This window comes from Nostoc sp. NMS2 (assembly GCF_017115105.1).
Classification (GTDB): Bacteria; Cyanobacteriota; Cyanobacteriia; order Cyanobacteriales; family Nostocaceae; genus Nostoc.
The window spans coordinates 17,003-35,705 of sequence record NZ_JABXKH010000059.1; the positions used below are offsets into that span (position 1 = coordinate 17,003).

Genomic DNA, 18,703 nt, shown 5'->3' on the forward strand with positions numbered 1-18,703 from the left:
AAATATTCATTGATAACAGTAACATTACTGGAACTTTGCTAAATCATCACCACTTTTCTGTTAAAAATTCAAAAAGCAAAAATAAACCTCTGTAGAACTAGCGCTTTCAAGGTAACTCCAAAAATCTCTCTTGTCTCTGTGTTACGGGCAGTTTGACGGCAGTTGCTACAAGTCGGGGAACCCGCCCACGCAACTGCTGGGAGCATCCCAAATGTGCAAAAACCTTGATAGCCCTCATCCCCTAACCCCTTCTCCCATCTTTGGGAGAAGGGGAACTAGGTTATGTCTCCCCTCTCCCAAAGATGGGAGAGGGGCTGGGGGTGAGGGAAAAGATTTAAAAACATATTGAGTTCTAAGGCACTTCAATAGGAATCAAAGCATTTTCTGGCAAGTAATTGCAAAAACGCCCTTCATCTGCAAGTACCAAAATCAGACGCAGAGGATAATCTGGCGGAACTTGCAAATCTGCCCACGGTACGGCCAACTCTAAACAATTATTTATTGCTACTTGAGCGCGACTGAAACGGGGATGCCATTGATAATTATCTCCAGCTTCCCGAAACTGAATCGATTGCGTCAGCAAATTAACTTCTAGAAGATGGTGGAAAAGATAATTAAGTGGGGCTGCATCTGGTAAATCTGCCAAAGGAACTGGGCTATTAACCATTGTTTTTTCTGGATAGAACCACAGTAAATTCAATTCTGTGGGAAAATCCCCCCCTGGTGCAACGCCGCCTTTAAAGTCCAGCCGCAAATAGAAATTGAGGTGATCCACCCCATACCAAAGTCGCTGGATGACACTGCTATTGTGCATCGTTCCCCGCGCCCCGCCGATTTCTATGCGTCCAGCTTTGTCCCAATCTTGCTCATCACCCTTACCATCGATAACGGGATGAATAAACCCTTGTGGGGTGTGGCTTCCCTGTGCTTCGTGGATTTCCACTGGTTGCTTGAGATAAGGCGGTACAGGTTCATTTAATGCTTTGTAAATGCCAAACAGGTGTTCTCGAAACAACTGGTCAAAAATGGCATCCTGATTTGAGGAGTGTCCTGCACCAAACCACCAAAACCAGTCTGAACCCTCTGCGGCATACAATGCTTCCCATGCTTCTGGGTTGTTTTCTTCCGTTGCTTCGGGATGGCTTGCGAGCACAAGCCTTGCTTCTGTCAAGTAATCCCAAGCCCGATTTTTGGCGCGATCGCCTATCCAAGTGGTGAAGTTGCCATCCACCCAAGAACCACTATGTAGTTGCCCTCCGGGAATGGTGGCTGTGGCGGGAAATTCTTCGAGAAATTCGGAGACGGTGACGAGTTTGAGGTGGGGTTCATCGCTCAAACTTTGATACAAAGCTTCTAAGAAGGGTTTGCCGTCTTCGGGATAAAATTCCCAGCAATTCTCGCCATCTAAGGCGATGGTAACTAGCCAAGGTTGTTCGCTGTGACTGTCTCTTTGCATTTTGGCGATCGCTTGCAAATGTCCTACTAAGTCTGCTGCTGCCTTTTTTGCTGGCATCGCACTGTAGGTAAAGCCAATCAAATCTGATAATCTGTGGTCACGAAACACAATTGACAAATCACCCTCTGCGGTTTGCAGGCGATAGGGTTGGTACAACAGTTCTGGTTGCTGCACATTCCCCGCCCCATCCCGATGAAAAAAGTGTTTCAGCGTCCATCCCAAGACAGCTTCATCTGAGCATATCCACTTAAATCCTTGGTTAATAATGTGTGGCAGGATCGCCGGACTTACTGACTGTTCCGAAGGCCACAAACCACGAGGTATCTGTCCAAAGCGGTCTTTATAAAAGTTCCAAGCTTTCCGTAAGTGACGGGGAATATCTTCTTCCCACTGAAAGCGCTGCATAGGTAGCGTCATATTGGGCACAGCTACCCGACCGGAGTTAGTATCAGCGAGTAAGGGTAAAATCGGGTGGGTGTAGGGCGTGGTGGTAACTTCTAGCTGCCCCGCCTCCTGCATTTTGCGGTGTTGGGGGATGATGCGGCTGAGGATTTCTCGTTGTTTGGAATAAATGCGCTGGCGATCGCTTAAAGTAAAATTCCGACCCTTTTTTAACCAAGTAGCAATTTCCGGGTCATCCCAAAATAGCGGATCGATCCAAGCCAAATTGTGCCAAGCTAGCAAATCACCATAATCTGGCAATTCCCAATTTGCTAAACACCAAGCTTGCCCCTTCTCCTGCCTTTGCTGATACAACTCGCTATAGCGGGGATGTGGGTCAATCAACGTATGGTGATTGGCATCAAAAAAGTGTTGGATAATAAATTCGCGCTGTTGCTGGGTGAGTTGTTCATCCGGTGTCAAGCAGGCTGTGAGGTAAGGGTCAAAAGCAGTCCCAGCAATATAATCTTCGAGTTGTAATATCAGCGATGGAACTAAATTCACCGTTTGGTGCAACTTAGGATACCGCTCTAAGAGCAATACCAAATCCAAATAATCTTTAGTCCCATGTAAACGTACCCAAGGTAGACGGTATTGCTGACTCGGAGATAGCGAAACCCCACTACCAGGAGATTTGTACAGAGGCTGATGTTGATGCCAGATAAAAGCGATGTAAAGAGGATGGGACATAGCAATAGTTAGGAGTTAAGAATGAGGAGTTAGGAGTTGATTCAAAACTCATAACTCCTAACTCCTAACTCCTAACTTTTACACCACTTGTTCAATTTCCGCAATTTCAGGAATCATTTCCTTCAGGCGGCGCTCAATACCCATTCTCAGGGTCATTGCAGAACTGGGACAAGAACCACAAGCACCTTGCAGGCGCAGTTTTACAACAGGCCCATCAAGTTCTACGAGTTCCACATTGCCGCCATCAGACATGAGATAAGGGCGCATTTCATCTAAGACTGTTTCAACGTTGTCAATTGTGAGTTCCATAGTTTTAGACCTGCTAAGTTAATGGTGGGCATTGGGAATGGGGCATGGGGCATGGGGCATTGAAAAAGAGGCAAGGGAGCAGGGAGCAGGGGGGACAGAAAAGAGTTGGGATTCGACCCCACATGTTGCGCCAGTTTCCCGCTATCCACGAGAACCACTTATAAGAAGTAGGGACTCAGACCCATGTTCTGCTCTGCTCCACGGCAGGAGAAAGGGGTCATTTCCCCCTGCTCCCTGCTCCCTGCCCACTTTCCCCTGCCTCTTCGTTGAATAATAATTATTCCTGTGCCAGATGCGCTATTACTCGTTAACTATTATCCAAAATCTTATTTTCCATTTTGTCTGAACAAAGTTTTCGTGCGACCCTCCTACTTTACTTTAGCTTTTAGGTTCTGCTTTGCAGTCTGACGGAAGACAGGATTTAATGCTCCTAAGTACACGTCACCGTAAAAAGGGGTCAAAAATCTATTATTTTGTAAATTTGAGTAGAGCGGAGCAAAAGCCAACATTTAGGCGTTTGTTGTGTTTTGTTCTTCAACCCAGCCCATAATTATACAATTTTGTGGTCTAGGGACGGAATTCTTTCCAATCTCCCATCCCCAATCTTGTTATCGAACAGAATTCAGAATTCAGTTGGGTATTCTGTATGACTGGCGGATGAATAACCGGCGTTTTTGCACCCCCACCAAATCGTAGATTTGGTGGTCAACAAGACCTGCGCCGGTCTGAATCCCCGACTGATGGTTACTGAGCGTAGCCGAAGTATTTATTCTGACCGGAGGCGGAGCGTCTCCGGCTCCGCTCCTGTTAGCGGATAGCTAGGGTTTAGCCCATTCTGACTTCTGAATTCTTCTTCAATTATTTTATTGAATAATAATTACTAAAAAACTTTAAAATTCAAAACTCCAAACCCAGTATTGGCAATATTCCAGATGACAAATGACCAATGACTAACTCATGACAAGCTAAATGCCCCACTATCGCTAACAGCATTATCTGTTGAGTCGCTATCACTAGACGAAACCATGACTGGCTGTTGATATAGTGGCACTGTAAATGTCACTGTTGAACCAAGTCCTTCACCCAGACTATAAAAATGTACCTCGCCGCCCATTGCTTCCACTAGCTTCTGAGATATTGCCAGTCCTAAACCTGTGCCACCATACTGGCGAGTGCGTGAGCCATCCACCTGAGAAAATAATTGAAACAGTTTATCTTGTTTATCCAAAGAAACACCGATACCAGTGTCTGCCACACGGACTCTCACCATGCCAGGAAATTCCTGACCTTGAAAGTTCGGCTTCGCTTTTTTGAGTACCAAATCGGCGCTGACAGTGACACCACCTTCATGGGTAAATTTGATGGCATTACCTAGCAAATTGAGCATAACTTGTAGCAAGCGTTGGTAGTTGCTTTGGACAATGATTTCATCCGAGGTAGCAGGCATTTGCATCCGAAAGCTGAGATTTCTCGTTTCTGCTTGGGGACGCATGAAACTTTCTACAGCACTGAATAGCTCATCTAGCTTGACTGGAGCGTAAGTTAACTCCATTTTGCCAGCTTCGATTTTGGCAATGTCCAAAATGTCGTTGATGATATTCAGCAGATGTATCGATAAGTGGTGAGCTTCTGCCAAAAACTGGTTTTGTTCTTCTGGGTCATCTGCCATCCCTTCCAAAATCAGCTTCAAGAAGCCAATCATGCCGTTGAGGGGGGTACGAATTTCATGGGATACATTAGCCAGAAACTCGCTTTTTAGACGGGAAGCTTCTTCGGCTTTTTGACGCGCTGCTTCTAATTCTTTATATAAAGTAGCATGTGCGATCGCAGTTCCCAATTGATCTGCTGCTTCTTTTGCTAGTTCTAATTCCGATTCTGTTAATGTATAGCATTCATCTTGCCAATTCAAGGCAACCAATCCATTGGCTTGGTCTTGATAGCAAGTCGCAACCACCAAAGTTTTCTGGCGTGCAGACCCTATATATCCAGGCACTTCCATCACAACTGGTTCTAGGGTTGCCAAAGCCTTAGCAAAGGCTGGCTCAGAAGCTACATCTATTTCTGAGCCTAGTACTGATCTGAGTTCTGGCTGGCGATACTCAGCCTTCACTTTTACTTTTGAGTTAGAGGGCTGATAAGGACAAATAATACAGCGCTCTAGCCGCAGCGCTTTGCCTAAACTGTCAACTGTTTGCTGCCAAATAATATCTAAATCCAATGTCCGGCGAATATTTCTGGTAATCCGATTTACCAGTTTTTGATGTTGCTGCGATCGTAAAGCCAACTCTATTTGGGTGGGTGTTTTGGATGCCACACGCCCTTGTTTTTTGTTGAGTGTCGCTTGCACTAAGCGTCCCATAACTAAAACTGTAGTGGCAGTTGTTCCCAAACTCGGCATAATCGGACTAATCACTAAGTCCAACTCAAATAATTCCTGATGGTAGCTAAACCAACACTGAAACCTTTCTGGCACCAAACTTGTCAAAATTCGGTGCAATCGTTCCACATAATTAACCTTATCCACTGGGACAAAGGTTTGCGTCTGGTTCAGCTCGTCAACTATTTTTTCGGTATTTAATCCCAGGAGTTCGCTGTGCTGCCAATGAAAGGTCAGATAGCGCCCTGCCCCATCTTGCGTATACACCAACTCGGCTCCTAGAGTTGGTAATGAGCCATCAGTTTTACTGGTAATAGATTCCAGATTTTGGGAAAATACATTCGGCAATTGGGAATTGGCAGTAATAGTCATTAATTGAGTTGGATAGACAAAGGATATCCGACCGTAATTTTACTAAAGCTGCTAAAATTTATACATAAATTTTTACAGCTTTTTTGTTTTTATTGAGTATTTCTTGGTGTTCTGAAATCCAGCTTGGCAAACTTCACCTTTTTTAACTTGCATTAACAGATGACTGATGGCATTAATCGTTCCATTCACCGCGAGGAGGAACGGGGGTACGCACAGGGGTGCGCGTCAGTTCGTCATCTCTGAGGATTTCACCACGCAACCACTGGCGAATTGCTACCTCAATCACTTTACTTGGATCATTGGTGAGATGCTGAATTTGCTCTAGTAACTCTGAGTCCAGGCGGACGGCAATTTCTACCTTATCGGCTCGTGTGTTTTCCGCTTCGGTAGTTTTCTCTTGCATATTCATAGGTTTGATATACTCTGAATTGGTTTTGTCTAAAGCTTTGTAAAGTAGTTATATTCATCATTTGGGCTAATTCGCTGAAAAATCTTCAAGGGGACATTTACATAGTTCCCCGAAATAGCACCAAAGTAACAGCTTTAAGTTTCAAATCGCATTTTTCATATAACTGACTAGACAATGGCTCTAGAAGTTTTGCCGATAAATCAGTGATTATGAGTAATTACGGGTCGTAATTGCCCAAGATCACTACATGATCCCTACATATACTTATTTACATTTATTGTACGCTCCTAGCTGTTGAATACTAGCAGTGACAAATAGACTTTCATAATATTCTTAAAAGTCCACCTATTTAGATCGAAAGTTAAAGATGGGGTGAAGAGGGAAGGGGAGGCAGAGGGGCAGGGGGCAGGGGGCAAGGGGGCAAGGGGGCAGAGGGAAAATAATAACTTCTAACTTTTAATTCCTAACTTCAAGCTCCTAACTCCCCACTCCCCATTAAAAGCAAGCAGCGTCTTGGCTAAGAAAGCATTAAAATACATTAAGTAAATTGCTCTTTTAACTTTGGTTGCTGCTAAGGCAAAGATAGTATATGACTGACGTTCCCGCAGTTCGCATTCGCAATTTTTGTATTATTGCTCACATCGACCACGGGAAATCAACCCTCGCCGATCGCTTGCTACAAGCGACTGGCACTGTTGAAGACCGAAAGATGAAGGAACAGTTTCTCGATAACATGGATCTGGAACGGGAGCGCGGCATTACGATTAAGCTGCAAGCTGCCCGGATGAATTACACAGCTAAGGATGGTCAGCAGTATGTGCTGAACCTAATTGATACTCCTGGACACGTGGATTTTTCTTATGAAGTCTCCCGTTCTCTTGTTGCTTGTGAAGGAGCGCTATTGGTGGTAGATGCTTCCCAAGGTGTGGAGGCGCAAACTTTGGCAAATGTCTATTTAGCCTTAGAGAGTAACCTGGAAATTATTCCGGTTTTGAATAAAATTGATTTGCCTGGAGCAGAACCAGAACGGGTAGTTGGCGAAATTGAAGAAATTATTGGTCTAGATTGCAGTGGTGCGATTCTGGCTTCTGCTAAAGAAGGAATTGGGATTGATGAGATTTTAGAAGCAGTTGTCGAGCGGATACCGCCACCGCCTAATACCATAAATGAACGCTTACGCGCGTTAATATTTGATAGCTATTACGACAGTTACCGAGGAGTAATTGTGTATTTCCGGGTGATGGATGGCACTGTCAGAAAAGGCGATCGCATTCATTTAATGGCATCCGGTAAAGAATTTGAAATTGATGAGTTAGGTGTCCTTTCTCCCACTCAAAAGCAAGTTGAAGAACTGCACGCTGGGGAAGTAGGCTATTTGGGAGCGGCAATTAGAGCAGTAGCTGATGCACGGGTGGGCGACACAATTACCCTCAGTAAGGCAAAAGCTGAGTCACCCTTACCAGGTTACGCAGAAGCGAACCCAATGGTTTATTGTGGGATGTTCCCCATTGATGCTGACCAATTTGAAGACTTGCGGGAAGCCTTAGAAAAGCTGGAACTCAACGACGCAGCACTGCACTATGAACCGGAAACTTCTAGCGCGATGGGGTTTGGCTTCCGTTGCGGGTTTTTGGGCTTGCTACACATGGAAATCGTCCAGGAACGCCTAGAGCGCGAGTATAATCTCGATTTAATCATTACAGCCCCCTCGGTAGTTTATAAGGTGATTACTCTCAAAGGAGAGGAACTGTACATTGATAATCCTAGTCGTTTGCCTTCTCCCAACGATCGCGAACGAATTGAAGAACCCTACGTCCAAGTAGAGATGATTACGCCGGAAACTTATGTCGGCAGCTTAATGGAGTTGTCACAAAATCGTCGGGGCATCTTTAAAGATATGAAATATCTCGCCCAAGGACGAACCACACTCACTTACGAACTTCCCTTGGCGGAAGTTGTCACTGACTTTTTCGATCAAATGAAATCGCGATCGCGCGGTTACGCTAGTATGGAATATCACCTCATTGGCTACCGTGAGAATCCCCTAGTGAAGCTGGATATCATGATTAACGGCGATCCTGTGGATTCCTTGGCGATGATTGTGCATCGAGACAAAGCTTACAACGTTGGGCGGGCAATGGCAGAAAAACTCAAGGAACTAATTCCCCGCCATCAATTTAAAGTCCCAATTCAGGCATCTATTGGTAGTAAAGTTATTGCCAGTGAACATATCCCCGCCTTGCGGAAGGATGTGCTAGCCAAATGCTACGGTGGTGACATCAGTCGAAAGAAGAAACTCTTACAGAAGCAAGCAAAAGGTAAAAAGCGGATGAAATCTGTAGGAACTGTGGATGTACCCCAGGAAGCTTTTATGGCGGTATTGCGCTTAGATCAAAGCTGATGGAAAAAAGAATTTAGGAGTAAGAATGGGCTAAACCCTAGCTATCCGCTAACAGAATAATGCCTCCGGCATGGTCTTCGCGTTCAGAATGAATTGAAGTCTGAGTGGCGGATAGCGAGTCTGCAAACGTCTGAATTTGCTCTTTGGCGTTGCTGAATTAAGGGATGATTCTTGTGAGGTGGGCCGAAAAGCCATTGGTGTCAACTTAACGTGAAACCCTCGCAATGACGTTATATTAAGCCTACTCAATTACCAATTAAGTCGTCGGAACCCCACCCCGCTTTTGTCTAGCGACAAAATCTCCCCTCCCCGTGAACGGGGAGGGGATTAAGGGGTGGGGTAAAATTACCGTGGAATAAGCTTTCTGACTTAAGTTGACACCAATGCCGGAAATACCTGACTTTTCACGTTATGTGGAAAAGCTAACGATTAACCTAACCCCCTTCCCTACGTTCGCGTAGCGGCACGAAGTGCGGGAAGGGGGAAAATTTAAAGTCTCTCTCCTTTTAGGCTACGGTGTACACACAAGTCTTTGAGAGTTGCCTCATAGCGTTTAGATCCCCCCTAGCCCTTAAAAAAGGGGGGAATCGGAGTCAAAGTCCCCCTTTTGAAGGGGAGCCACTGCGGTCTTGGGGTCTTCCCAAGTGAAGCAAGTGGCGTGGATTTAGGGGGATCTTCAACGATTTTGGTTTTCTAGAAAGATGTGTCTACACCGTAGCCTAATTGTTCAATGTCGATTAAAGCCTGAGTTACAAAACGGGCACTCAATTATCTTAAATTACGAATTACGAATTACGAATTAGTATCATACCCTGCTTCTTATCGCTAGCATCCAGTCGATAACCTTTGATAAACTTTAACAAAATAACTATTAAAAAATCTAAAAATTTTAGTAAAAGTACTCACTGCATTCGCCAGACTTGTATTTTTAGGTAAATGTAGTTGTTTAGATATTTGTAAAGTGTCGGGGAGTCTAGCAGATGAAGATACTGGTCTTGAGTTGGGAGTTTCCACCAAGGATTGTTGGGGGAATTGCGCGGCACGTAGCGGAGTTGTACCCGGAACTGGTAAAGCTAGGACATGAAATCCACCTGATTACGGCGGAGTTTGGTCATGCATCGATGTATGAGGTGGTTGAAGGAGTAAAGGTACATCGCGTGCCAGTGGCTTATAGTAATGACTTTTTCCACTGGGTAGTGAATCTCAATTTGAGTATGGGAGATCACGGTGGTAAGTTGATCTTGGAGGAAGGGCCCTTTGATTTAATTCATGCCCACGATTGGTTAGTTGGAGATGCTGCGATCGCTCTCAAGCATAATTTTAAAATACCACTAATTGCCACAATTCACGCTACAGAATACGGACGCTACAACGGTATTAACACTGAAATCCAAGGCTATATAAATGGCAAAGAAACCTTGCTGGCTTACAATGCTTGGCGGATTATTGTTTGTAGCGACTATATGCGCCAAGAGGTAAAACGAGCGCTACACAGCCCTTGGAACAAAATTGATGTAATTTATAACGGTATCAGAGCCGAAAAGAAACAGCATCACGTAGATTTTCATGCGCTGGATTTTCGCCGCCAATTTGCTACAGACAACGAGAAAATCGTTTATTACCTCGGTCGCATGACCTACGAAAAGGGTGTACCTATATTACTTAATGCTGCACCCAAAATCCTTTCGGAAATGGGAGGTAATGTTAAATTTGTCATCGTTGGTGGCGGCAATACTGAGCATCTCAAGCGCCAAACCTGGGATTTGGGAATTTGGCATCATTGCTACTTTACAGGTTTTCTCTCTGATGATTACTTAGATAAATTCCAAACTGTTGCAGACTGTGCCGTTTTTCCTAGTCTTTACGAACCTTTTGGAATTGTAGCTTTAGAAAGCTTTGCTTCTCGCGTGCCTGTAGTGGTTTCCGATACAGGTGGTTTTCCCGAAGTGGTGCAACATACCAAAACAGGTATTGTTACTTGGGTGAACAATTCCGACTCTTTAGCTTGGGGAATTTTGGAAGTGTTGAAAAATCCAGGTTATCGCCAATGGCTGGTGGATAACGCTTATGAGGATTTAGAGCGGCGCTTTAGTTGGCCGAAATTAGCTAGGCAAACTCAAGAAGTATATCAGCGAGTCGTGCAAGAGCGATCGCAAATTCCCTGGTAAGGGACTTTTCACACTGGCGATTTCTTCAAGAATAGGACTTAGGCACAAGTAACAACCAACACAATTACCTTTTTTTGTTAACTAATCGTGCTTGGAAGCGTCAGGCATAATTGCCTCCTGAAGATTTACGCCACTGAGGTTAGCTCCCCTCATGTCGGCTCCTCTCAGGTTGGCTCCTCTGAGATTTGCCCCTGCCAAATTCGCGCTTCTAAGGTTAGTCCAACTCAAGTCAGCTTGACTCAAGTCAGCTTCACTTAAGTTAGCCCGCAACAGGTAAGCACCACTGAAGCGAGCCTTATTCAATTTAGCTTTGTATAAGTCAGTTTTATAAAGATAAGCCCCCAGTACTTCTGCTTCATACAAACTTGCTTCGCTGAGGTCAGCCTCAATCAAATTAGCTTCAATGAGGTTGGCAAAAGAGAGATTCGCCCGTATTAGTTTCGCTGCACCTAAATCGGCATCTCTCAAGTTAGCGTCTCTTAAGTCAGTTCCAATTAGATTAGCATGAGCGATCGCAGCGCCTCTAAGATTCGCCTCACTCAAGTCGGCTCCAATCAAATTAGCCTGACTCAAATCTGCCTGGGTAAGGATAGCACCGCTCAAGTTAGCAACACTCAAGTTAGCATCACTCAAGTTAGCTTCAACGAGGAAGGCTTTGCTGAGATTAGCACTACTAAGGTCAGCACCACTGAGGTTTGCTCGCACCAGTAAAGCATTACCCAAATCTACCTTTCTCAAATTTACCCCTTGGAGGTTTGCACCTCTAAGGTTATCCCCTTGCAGATTTGCAGTGCTGAGGTCTGGTTCAATCTGAGGATTTTTCTTTCTCCACTCAATCCATGTCACTGCACCTGCTTTCAGTAAAGCTAGATGCTCTCGATTTGCCATTTTCTCTCCTTTACTCCTGACGACCACCTAGAGGATTTGCTCGACCAGCTACACTTTCAATGGCCGTTAAAGCTCCCGCCGCACCTGCTAGAATATCTCGCTCATGTCCACCTAAGTAAAGCCGTCCAAAACTTCCTACAGCTTGAACCTCAAGGATGTTAATCGATGCTGCTTTCTCAGCTTCATTTGCAGCGAGTGCGGCGTAAGCAGCAGGCTCCACTTCTAATACATATAGCGTTTGCCCTGCTAGTAGTAGCTGTCCCCGTCGCGTGCGATTAATAAGTTGTGTTTGGTAAGCATCAATGTTGCGGATAATCTGGCTAGAAACAACACGCGGTTTCAGACATTCCTCTTTTCGGACTCCCAATGCCGCTAAAATGGCTTGACCAGCAGCCCGCGTTTCGCCTTGGGAGCTAGAATGAACTTCTAATAGTCCGTACAGTCGTTCAACTATCTGTACTCCCGGACGGACAGAGGCAGCTTTCAAGGCTACATCTGTAATTTTATTAATTTCGATACCAGGAGAGATTTCAATCCACAGTGATGTATCCCCTGGTAATGGTAAGAAGCCTTGGGCTACTGTTCCCATATATGCTGCATGTTGAGGTTGCAGGCTGTCGAGAAATACGAAACTGCGTAGTTCTATTCCCAAGATTTTGCTCTCCAGTCATAAGGGTAAAAATTATCTATTGCAATATATAAGTCCTTAACTTGGGTCATTTTTGCCACAAGTTAAGGATGGAAAAATACAAAGTAGAAAAATTTTGCTGTCGATAAATTTTACACCTGAGAAGTATTCTGGCAGTAAAAACCGCCTTGATAATTGTACAAGCTTTATTACGCACAAATCGCTGGCTGCAATGCCTAACTAGTCTTGATTTACTGATAAAGTTGATGTGACAAAAAAGTTTTTAGCTAAACTGAAGCGGGGAAAGTTCACTGAACTTTCCCCGCTATCTTCAAAATGCTGCCCAAACCGCAGCCAATTAAACTGACAATGCTAAAATTTACATATTGACGAATTATACCAGAAGTGGTTTGGCTAGAAACAAGGAAATAAAAGGCTATTCGCTAATTAACTGCGATCGCTGCACCATATTTTTTACCACAATTTGACGAGCGATGTGTGACGACAAGCATCTAGCCTTGGCGATTAGAAATCGCGGCTATACAAACCAAGTCCGCCTGCGCGGACTAACGCAAAAGTAAGGATTTTAAACCCTCGTAGACGGATAAAGCCTTGTGTAGCCGTGATTTCCAGTTGCCCGGCGCAGTAAAATATCACTAAACAGATGCTCTTGAGTAGCGTAAGCAGGAGTAGGTCTTAAATCTTTGTAAGTATAGAGCCTAGAAATATTGCAACAATTAGAAGCCGCTACAAACCTTACTGATATCAGCGAATTGCCTTATGACGAAGTGTTTATAGCTGCTAGCCAGTTTTCTCGCTTTGCTCAACTTTTCAACATCAGTAATGCTTCAACTTGCTATGAATATCTTCAGGATGATGAAGATAAAGAAATTGAACGATGGTCAGAATTTGTTCACATTCCAGATCCTTCAACTGGAATAGCACATAAGTAAGGAAGTAGCAAGGTTCCTGAGTCACCTTGCTACTGGTTGGCTTTATGCTTTGCTGTGAACTACCCAACACCCATCTGAGTACAGATAGGGTGTGGGCTTCCCAATTCACAGGGGATTGCCTCGGACTTCATGGATTTTTTACGTCCTGAAGACTTTGGTCTTACATCCCCTCCAAGGGCAGAAGCGCTAGTTCCTAACGCCCATACTTCTCCTGTCGGAGACGCTACGCGAACGCCTTTGCTCAGTACAAGAAGTCGCAATCCTTCGTTTCTAATATTGATTGCAGCATTAATATCTCTATCATGCTGTTTTTGGCAGTGAGGACAATCCACAAACCTAACTCCCAACGAATCATATCCTTTTTGCAACATTGGGATTGGTAGTAGAGTTTCACTACAAAGTTGAGAAGATGGGAAGAACCTACCTATTTCTTGATAAGTGTGTCCAAATTTCTCTGCTTTGTACTTGAGCATGGTTTGAAACATTCCCCATCCTTGGTCTGATATTGATTTTGCCAAGTTGGGATTTTTAACCATATTCAAAACTTTCAAATCTTCTACACAAATAACTTGGTTTTCGTATGCTATTTTGCGAGATAGCTTGTGTAGAAAATCCTCTCTTACTCTAGCTATTTTACTAGAGGCTCTCGCCACTAAATGTTTAGCTTTGCGACGTTTATTAGATGTTTTGTCCGTCTTCTTAGCTAATTTCTTCTGTTTTCGCTTTTTGTTCTTTTCTAACTTAGCTAGCTGCTTTTTAGGAAGGTCGTACTTTGACCCCTCGGAAGTGATAGCAAAGTTTTTCAATCCCAAATCAACACCAATAGCGTCTCTAATCGCAACTACTGGATGATCATTTTGGTTGAAAAGAATAGATGCGTAGTACCTACCGTCTGCATTTCTGGATATTGTTACAGTCGTGAACTTGGCATCGGGGAGTTCCTTGTGAAACACGGTTTTTATTAACCCCAAATTACCAGGAAACTTAATCACAGAGTCTTCTGTCATCAATTTCACATTCTGAGGATATTGAATCGATTGTTTACCATGCTTAGATTTAAAGTTAGGGAATTTAGCGCGTCCTTCAAAGAAGTTGACAAAAGCACTCTTATTGGTTGAATGTGACTCGTTGCAACACTTGGCTGTATGCAAGTCCTAGCCATTCATATTCCTTTTTCAACTCTGGAAGCAACTTATCCATAGCTGCTTTAGAAAGACCTTTCCCAGTTTCTTTATACACGGTAGTAGTGGCATTGAGCATATAATTCCACAACCATCGAGTATTGCCAAAACATTGAGCTAGGTATGATTCTTGTTCGTCTGTTGGATAAATTCTAACTTTAATTGCTCTATACATGGTGAGCCACTTGCGGTCTTGGCGGTCCCCGTCACGTTAGCGTAGCCTGAGCGACGCAGGAGCGTCTCGCAAAGTGGCGAATCGACCTTACCGTGCTTACTCTTTCATGGTAACATATATTCTAATAGTTGTATTATCTAAAACAAAATATTTTGCTCGTTTCCTCCATGTTCTCTGAGCTAATTTCGCTTACGCTCAATATCGCTCAGAGAACTGTCGTCAACTCACGCGCAATTCATCTCACACTTCCGCTACGCGGTAAGATGTGAGCCTTCTTGCTGTTTAAGGTAAAAATTAAGCTGCAATTCGTGGTCGGGTATTGGGTGCAGTTTGAGACAGCAAACGAGTATAAAGTTGAGTCAGTCGGAATCCGACACTGTACCAACTAAAGGCAATTTCTGTCCGTTGTCGAGCCGCTTCGCCTAACTGGTCGCGCCAAGCTGGGTTGGTAAGAATGCGGTCTATAGCAGCAGCAAAAGCTACTTCATCTTTAGGAGGCGCAAGTAACCCAGTCACTTCTGGTACAACAGTAAACTGCAACCCGCCAACATCACTAGCTACGACTGGTGTCTTACTAGCCATTGCCTCAATAGCAACTAAACCAAAAGGTTCATAGTGGCTGGGGACTACGCAGACATCGGCGGCGGCGTAGTAGAAGGGGAGGGCAGTTTCATCTAGGCGACCAGCAAAGGTTGTACAATTTTCTAATCCGAGTTCAGTCACGATGCTAGCAATGCGATCGCGTTCTATTCCATCACTCTGACCTGGACGGCTACCACCACCAATCACTAGCTGGAGGTTAGCTTCACCCCTTAAACTAGACTTGGCAACGGCTCTTACTAAGGTTTCAATTCCTTTGCGGCGGTCAAAGCGACCAACATAGAGAACCATTTTGGCATCTGGGGCAATTCCCAACTTTTCCCGCGCCGCAGTTCGCTGAATTCCGCCAAATTTGTCAGTATCAGTGCCACAGGGAATCATTTCAATGTTTCCCTTGCTGGAAACTAGTACCCGCATGTGTTTCTGTTCTTGCGGACTGGTTGCAACTACACAATCTATAGTTTCCAAGCAGGCTTTTTCTACAGCTAATCGCTTGGCTGCAATTACGGGAACATCACCAATACTTCTATATTTAACGGCTCCTAAAGAGTGGTAAGTATGTACCTGAATCAGGGGTTGCTGCTTTTTCAATTCCATACCCACCCAAGATGATAACCAGTAGTTGGTATGAATGAGGGAGTAATGGAACCCTTGGCGCTGCTGGAATTGCTGGAATTCTTCGATGAATTCAGGTAGATGCTGGAACAAGTTATCTCGCCCGATAAACTCAGATGGGCCAGCTTTTAACCGAATAGTACGACAGTTTGGGCTATGTTGAGCGATCGCAGCTTGTTCGGGATTACTACGACGAGTGAACATATCCACTTGCCAACCTTGCTGGGCTAAGGCATAACCTACTTGACGCACATAAACATTTTGACCCCCAGCTTCTTCTTGACCAATTTCAACCGCCGGGTCGCCATCAACAGAAATTAGGGCAATGCGATGCTTCTTATTCTGGAACATAGCTGATTTTCACCTCAAGGTAAATAATCCTGCCTCAAACGCCAGAAATCAAGATATTATTATCCTCTCTCAAGGCCGAGGGCAGGCACAACGAACCGCAAAGTTACCAGCCAAAGGACACTGACGAGAACAAGGCATTACTTGTTAAGAATGCTGCTCGTTCAGTCTCTTCTCAATGCCGACGAAGTTAGCTGACGGGCTAGGACTGAGAGATGTCCTTCTTAAGAAAGTTATGAGTTATGAGTTTAGTAACTTTTAACTCCTCACCATTAACTGTTAACTTTCTTCAAAATACGCCCCAGGTTTGGTTCCTCCGCTCCGGTTTCCCCTTTATAAATATTTGTTGGGAATGTAGTGGATTAGGCAGACTGATTTATTTTTCTTTAAAGTTTTATAACCTTTCGTCATCAACTATGTCAAGAGTATGAACAAAAAAATGGTGATGTTAATCACTTCAAAGCGCGTTGTAACTAGCTTTGAAGAATCAAATTGTAGGGGAAAATTGGAGTTGTTGATCAGCTCTCAAGAAGAAAATTACTGATGTTTATTGCTACTTTTTTCAAGTGAAAAATCTATTGTTTGACTCTAAATCAACACCCTATCTACTGTTTTACACAACACTAGAGGCGCTTTCGGCTGGTTTTGCCCAGCCGTGGTCGCGCAGATAGGATTCAAAGTTGATCGGGGCAGGAAAATCACGTTTCAACTGTGCCAAATCCGCGATGTAGCCAACGTTCTCAAACCAGCGATACATGATCGTCACTTCTTCCCCGGCTTGCTGCTCAAACGCTTCAAACGGAATTTGTTGGTAGTTGACAGGTTTGCCCAAGACTCGGCTGAACGCGGCAGCAATTTCTGTCATAGTCATGTCCACACTGGCAACTTCAATTTCGCGCTTCATGAAGTCTGAGGGTCGATCGAACACCTCGGCAACCATTGCCCCGTAATCTTCTTCGGAAAGCTGCTGCAACTTCGTATCGGGATGGAGTGGCTGTGGAAGCGTTCCGGCTTCAACTGTCGATCGCATCATCTTGTAGTTGTAAAAGAAGAACACCGGACGCAGAATCGTGTAGGGCAGACTGAGTGAGCGAATATATTCTTCAACTTGAAACTTACTGTCAAAATGCGGAATGCCCGTGTTGCGTTCGGCGCTACCCACCGAACTGTAGACAAAATGCTCAATGCCCGCCGCGTTTGCCGCGTCAGCGAGTGCCCGGCCATAACGAATTTCGACTTCCGCTCCCTCTCTAAAATCTTGCATTGAGAAAACGCCGTAAACGCCTTGCACAGCGCGATCGAGTGAGGTGCGATCGCTAAAATCTCCCTGTACGAGTTCTGCACCTGCTTGCTGGAGTGCTTGAGCAGCAGGCTTATTTTGATCGCGAACCATTGCGCGAACCTTAAATTTGCCGCGCTGAAGAAGATGACGCGCCACCGTCCCGCCCTGATTGCCGGTGGCTCCTGTTACCAAGATAATTCGTTCTGCATTGATTGGCTGTGTCATCGCTGTTTTCTCACCAATGTTTGTGAATTTGAATTTCATCTTGTCTAAAGAGTAGCTTGTACAGAAAAAAAGAAAAAGTAGCTAAAATTCAAAACACTTGTGCAAAAGATTCAAAGATGCGGTGGCTTCAATGGACAAGCTGAAAAGCCTGATGATTTTTATGCGCTCCGCTCAATGCGGCAGCTTTTCAGAGGCAGCCCGACAGTTAGGCATGGCTCCCTCCGCCGTGAGTCGAGCCGTATTGCGCTTAGAAGATGAATTGGGGGTGCGCTTGCTTCAGAGGACGACGCGCAGTTTGACGCTGACCGAAGAAGGCAAGCGCTTTTATCAACGTTGTCAGCAAATTCTCAACGACTTGGAAGAAGCCGAACTCGAAGTTAAACAATCGCAAGCCATGCCGATCGGAACATTACGGGTGGATCTGAGCTTTACGTTCGGCAAACTGCATATCGCTCCAGTTCTGCTGCAATTTGCCGCCCAATATCCCAAGCTCAAGCTGAACGTTTCGTTTAACGATCGCCTGATCGATCTGATTGAGGAAGGCATTGATGCGACTGTGCGGATTGGCATGAGCAGCGATAGCAGTTTGATCATGCACCACCTGGCAACTGCACGCTATGTTACTTGTGCCTCGCCGCAGTATCTCGCCCAGTATGGTACGCCCACAACGCTCACAGAACTATTGCAGCATCGCTGTGTCAACTTTATCTATCCCCAGACTCGATAAGAGCCGACCTGGAAGTTTGAGCAAGACGGAAAAGCGATCGACCTCGCCGTTGATAGCAATCTGCGATTCGATAACTCAGAAGTTATTTTAGCGGCGGTAATTCAAGGAGCCAGTGTGGTGCAGTTGCCCAAGTTTATTGCCGCAAACGCGATCGCGCGTGGAGACCTCAAACCGATTCTCCAATCCTATGCAACCCGAATTGGATTGCCAATCACAGTGTTGTATCCCCAAAAACGCTATCTCTCGGCTAAAGTGCGGGTCTTTGTTGAATTTATGACAGAATTGGCTGCTGCACTCAAGCAAATTGATGTTGTAGATTGAGAGGATTAAGTGCCTACCGAACTCAGGTTGCCAATAGATCGCCATGATGTAATGAAAAACAACTATCTAAATTATTTCAAAGATCAAAAACGCGAAAGCGAGGGTTTCAGCCTCGCTCTAAAAAGATGTTTGAACGA

At 44.7% G+C, this 18,703-nt stretch carries 11 protein-coding genes, 2 pseudogenes and 1 riboswitch; of the genes and pseudogenes, 4 read left to right on the top strand and 9 right to left on the bottom strand.

The features are described from left to right. Positions 1 to 352 precede the first annotated feature (352 nt). The 4 genes from HWQ36_RS11095 to HWQ36_RS11110 form a co-directional block, all read right to left on the bottom strand. The gene (locus HWQ36_RS11095; protein WP_292701985.1) at positions 353 to 2,587 is read right to left on the bottom strand and encodes a glycoside hydrolase; all 2,235 of its coding nucleotides are present in this window, start codon (positions 2,585 to 2,587) and stop codon (positions 353 to 355) included. A gap of 78 nt (positions 2,588 to 2,665) precedes the next feature. Then, positions 2,666 to 2,896 (bottom strand): NifU family protein, encoded by a 231-nt coding sequence (locus tag HWQ36_RS11100; protein WP_012408256.1) that lies wholly within the window; start codon positions 2,894 to 2,896, stop codon positions 2,666 to 2,668. Between the two features lie 955 nt (positions 2,897 to 3,851). Further along, a complete protein-coding gene (locus HWQ36_RS11105; protein WP_292701992.1) occupies positions 3,852 to 5,645 on the bottom strand; it encodes an ATP-binding protein in 1,794 nt (597 codons plus the stop codon). A 172-nt stretch (positions 5,646 to 5,817) separates the two neighbouring features. Further along, positions 5,818 to 6,054, bottom strand: coding sequence for a hypothetical protein (locus HWQ36_RS11110; RefSeq protein ID WP_012408258.1), 237 nt, complete (start codon positions 6,052 to 6,054; stop codon positions 5,818 to 5,820). Between the two features lie 589 nt (positions 6,055 to 6,643). Between HWQ36_RS11110 and lepA the strand changes: the two genes are divergently transcribed. After that, a complete protein-coding gene (lepA, locus tag HWQ36_RS11115; RefSeq protein WP_292701994.1) occupies positions 6,644 to 8,455 on the top strand; it encodes a translation elongation factor 4 in 1,812 nt (603 codons plus the stop codon). A 980-nt stretch (positions 8,456 to 9,435) separates the two neighbouring features. Further along, positions 9,436 to 10,623, top strand: coding sequence for a glycosyltransferase family 4 protein (locus tag HWQ36_RS11120; RefSeq protein ID WP_292701995.1), 1,188 nt, complete (start codon positions 9,436 to 9,438; stop codon positions 10,621 to 10,623). A gap of 81 nt (positions 10,624 to 10,704) precedes the next feature. Here the strand turns inward: HWQ36_RS11120 and HWQ36_RS11125 are convergent, their stop codons facing one another. Then, positions 10,705 to 11,511: a pentapeptide repeat-containing protein gene (locus HWQ36_RS11125; RefSeq protein WP_292701996.1), complete on the bottom strand. Its 807-nt coding sequence runs from the start codon at positions 11,509 to 11,511 to the stop codon at positions 10,705 to 10,707. A 10-nt stretch (positions 11,512 to 11,521) separates the two neighbouring features. Beyond that, on the bottom strand, positions 11,522 to 12,163 hold the full coding sequence (locus tag HWQ36_RS11130; RefSeq protein WP_094341021.1) for a hypothetical protein: 642 nt from the start codon (positions 12,161 to 12,163) through the stop codon (positions 11,522 to 11,524). Between the two features lie 704 nt (positions 12,164 to 12,867). On the opposite strand from HWQ36_RS11130, the gene HWQ36_RS11135 reads away from it, so the two are divergent. Then, positions 12,868 to 13,092: a hypothetical protein gene (locus HWQ36_RS11135; protein ID WP_292702000.1), complete on the top strand. Its 225-nt coding sequence runs from the start codon at positions 12,868 to 12,870 to the stop codon at positions 13,090 to 13,092. Between the two features lie 59 nt (positions 13,093 to 13,151). On the opposite strand, the pseudogene HWQ36_RS11140 reads toward HWQ36_RS11135, so the two are convergent. The 3 genes and pseudogenes from HWQ36_RS11140 to HWQ36_RS11150 form a co-directional block, all read right to left on the bottom strand. After that, a pseudogene (locus tag HWQ36_RS11140) lies at positions 13,152 to 14,448 on the bottom strand (transposase). A 294-nt stretch (positions 14,449 to 14,742) separates the two neighbouring features. After that, positions 14,743 to 16,014 carry a glycosyltransferase gene (locus HWQ36_RS11145; RefSeq protein ID WP_292702002.1) on the bottom strand — a complete coding sequence of 424 codons (1,272 nt, stop codon included), beginning with the start codon at positions 16,012 to 16,014 and terminating at the stop codon, positions 14,743 to 14,745. Positions 16,015 to 16,175: 161 nt separating this feature from the next. Next, positions 16,176 to 16,390, bottom strand: a riboswitch (cyclic di-AMP (ydaO/yuaA leader). Between the two features lie 234 nt (positions 16,391 to 16,624). After that, positions 16,625 to 17,518, bottom strand: coding sequence for an NmrA/HSCARG family protein (locus HWQ36_RS11150; protein ID WP_292702004.1), 894 nt, complete (start codon positions 17,516 to 17,518; stop codon positions 16,625 to 16,627). Between the two features lie 151 nt (positions 17,519 to 17,669). On the opposite strand from HWQ36_RS11150, the pseudogene HWQ36_RS11155 reads away from it, so the two are divergent. Further along, positions 17,670 to 18,566 (top strand): annotated as a pseudogene (locus HWQ36_RS11155) (LysR family transcriptional regulator). Positions 18,567 to 18,703 lie beyond the last annotated feature (137 nt).

Excerpts from the sequence above, each read along its gene's own strand:
- HWQ36_RS11095 (WP_292701985.1), bottom strand. The coding sequence starts at position 2,587 with ATGTCCCATCCTCTTTACATCGCTTTTATCTGGCATCAACATCAGCCT.
- HWQ36_RS11100 (WP_012408256.1), bottom strand. The coding sequence starts at position 2,896 with ATGGAACTCACAATTGACAACGTTGAAACAGTCTTAGATGAAATGCGC.
- HWQ36_RS11105 (WP_292701992.1), bottom strand. The coding sequence starts at position 5,645 with ATGACTATTACTGCCAATTCCCAATTGCCGAATGTATTTTCCCAAAAT.
- HWQ36_RS11110 (WP_012408258.1), bottom strand. The coding sequence starts at position 6,054 with ATGAATATGCAAGAGAAAACTACCGAAGCGGAAAACACACGAGCCGAT.
- lepA (WP_292701994.1), top strand. The coding sequence starts at position 6,644 with ATGACTGACGTTCCCGCAGTTCGCATTCGCAATTTTTGTATTATTGCT.
- HWQ36_RS11120 (WP_292701995.1), top strand. The coding sequence starts at position 9,436 with ATGAAGATACTGGTCTTGAGTTGGGAGTTTCCACCAAGGATTGTTGGG.
- HWQ36_RS11125 (WP_292701996.1), bottom strand. The coding sequence starts at position 11,511 with ATGGCAAATCGAGAGCATCTAGCTTTACTGAAAGCAGGTGCAGTGACA.
- HWQ36_RS11145 (WP_292702002.1), bottom strand. The coding sequence starts at position 16,014 with ATGTTCCAGAATAAGAAGCATCGCATTGCCCTAATTTCTGTTGATGGC.
- HWQ36_RS11150 (WP_292702004.1), bottom strand. The coding sequence starts at position 17,518 with ATGACACAGCCAATCAATGCAGAACGAATTATCTTGGTAACAGGAGCC.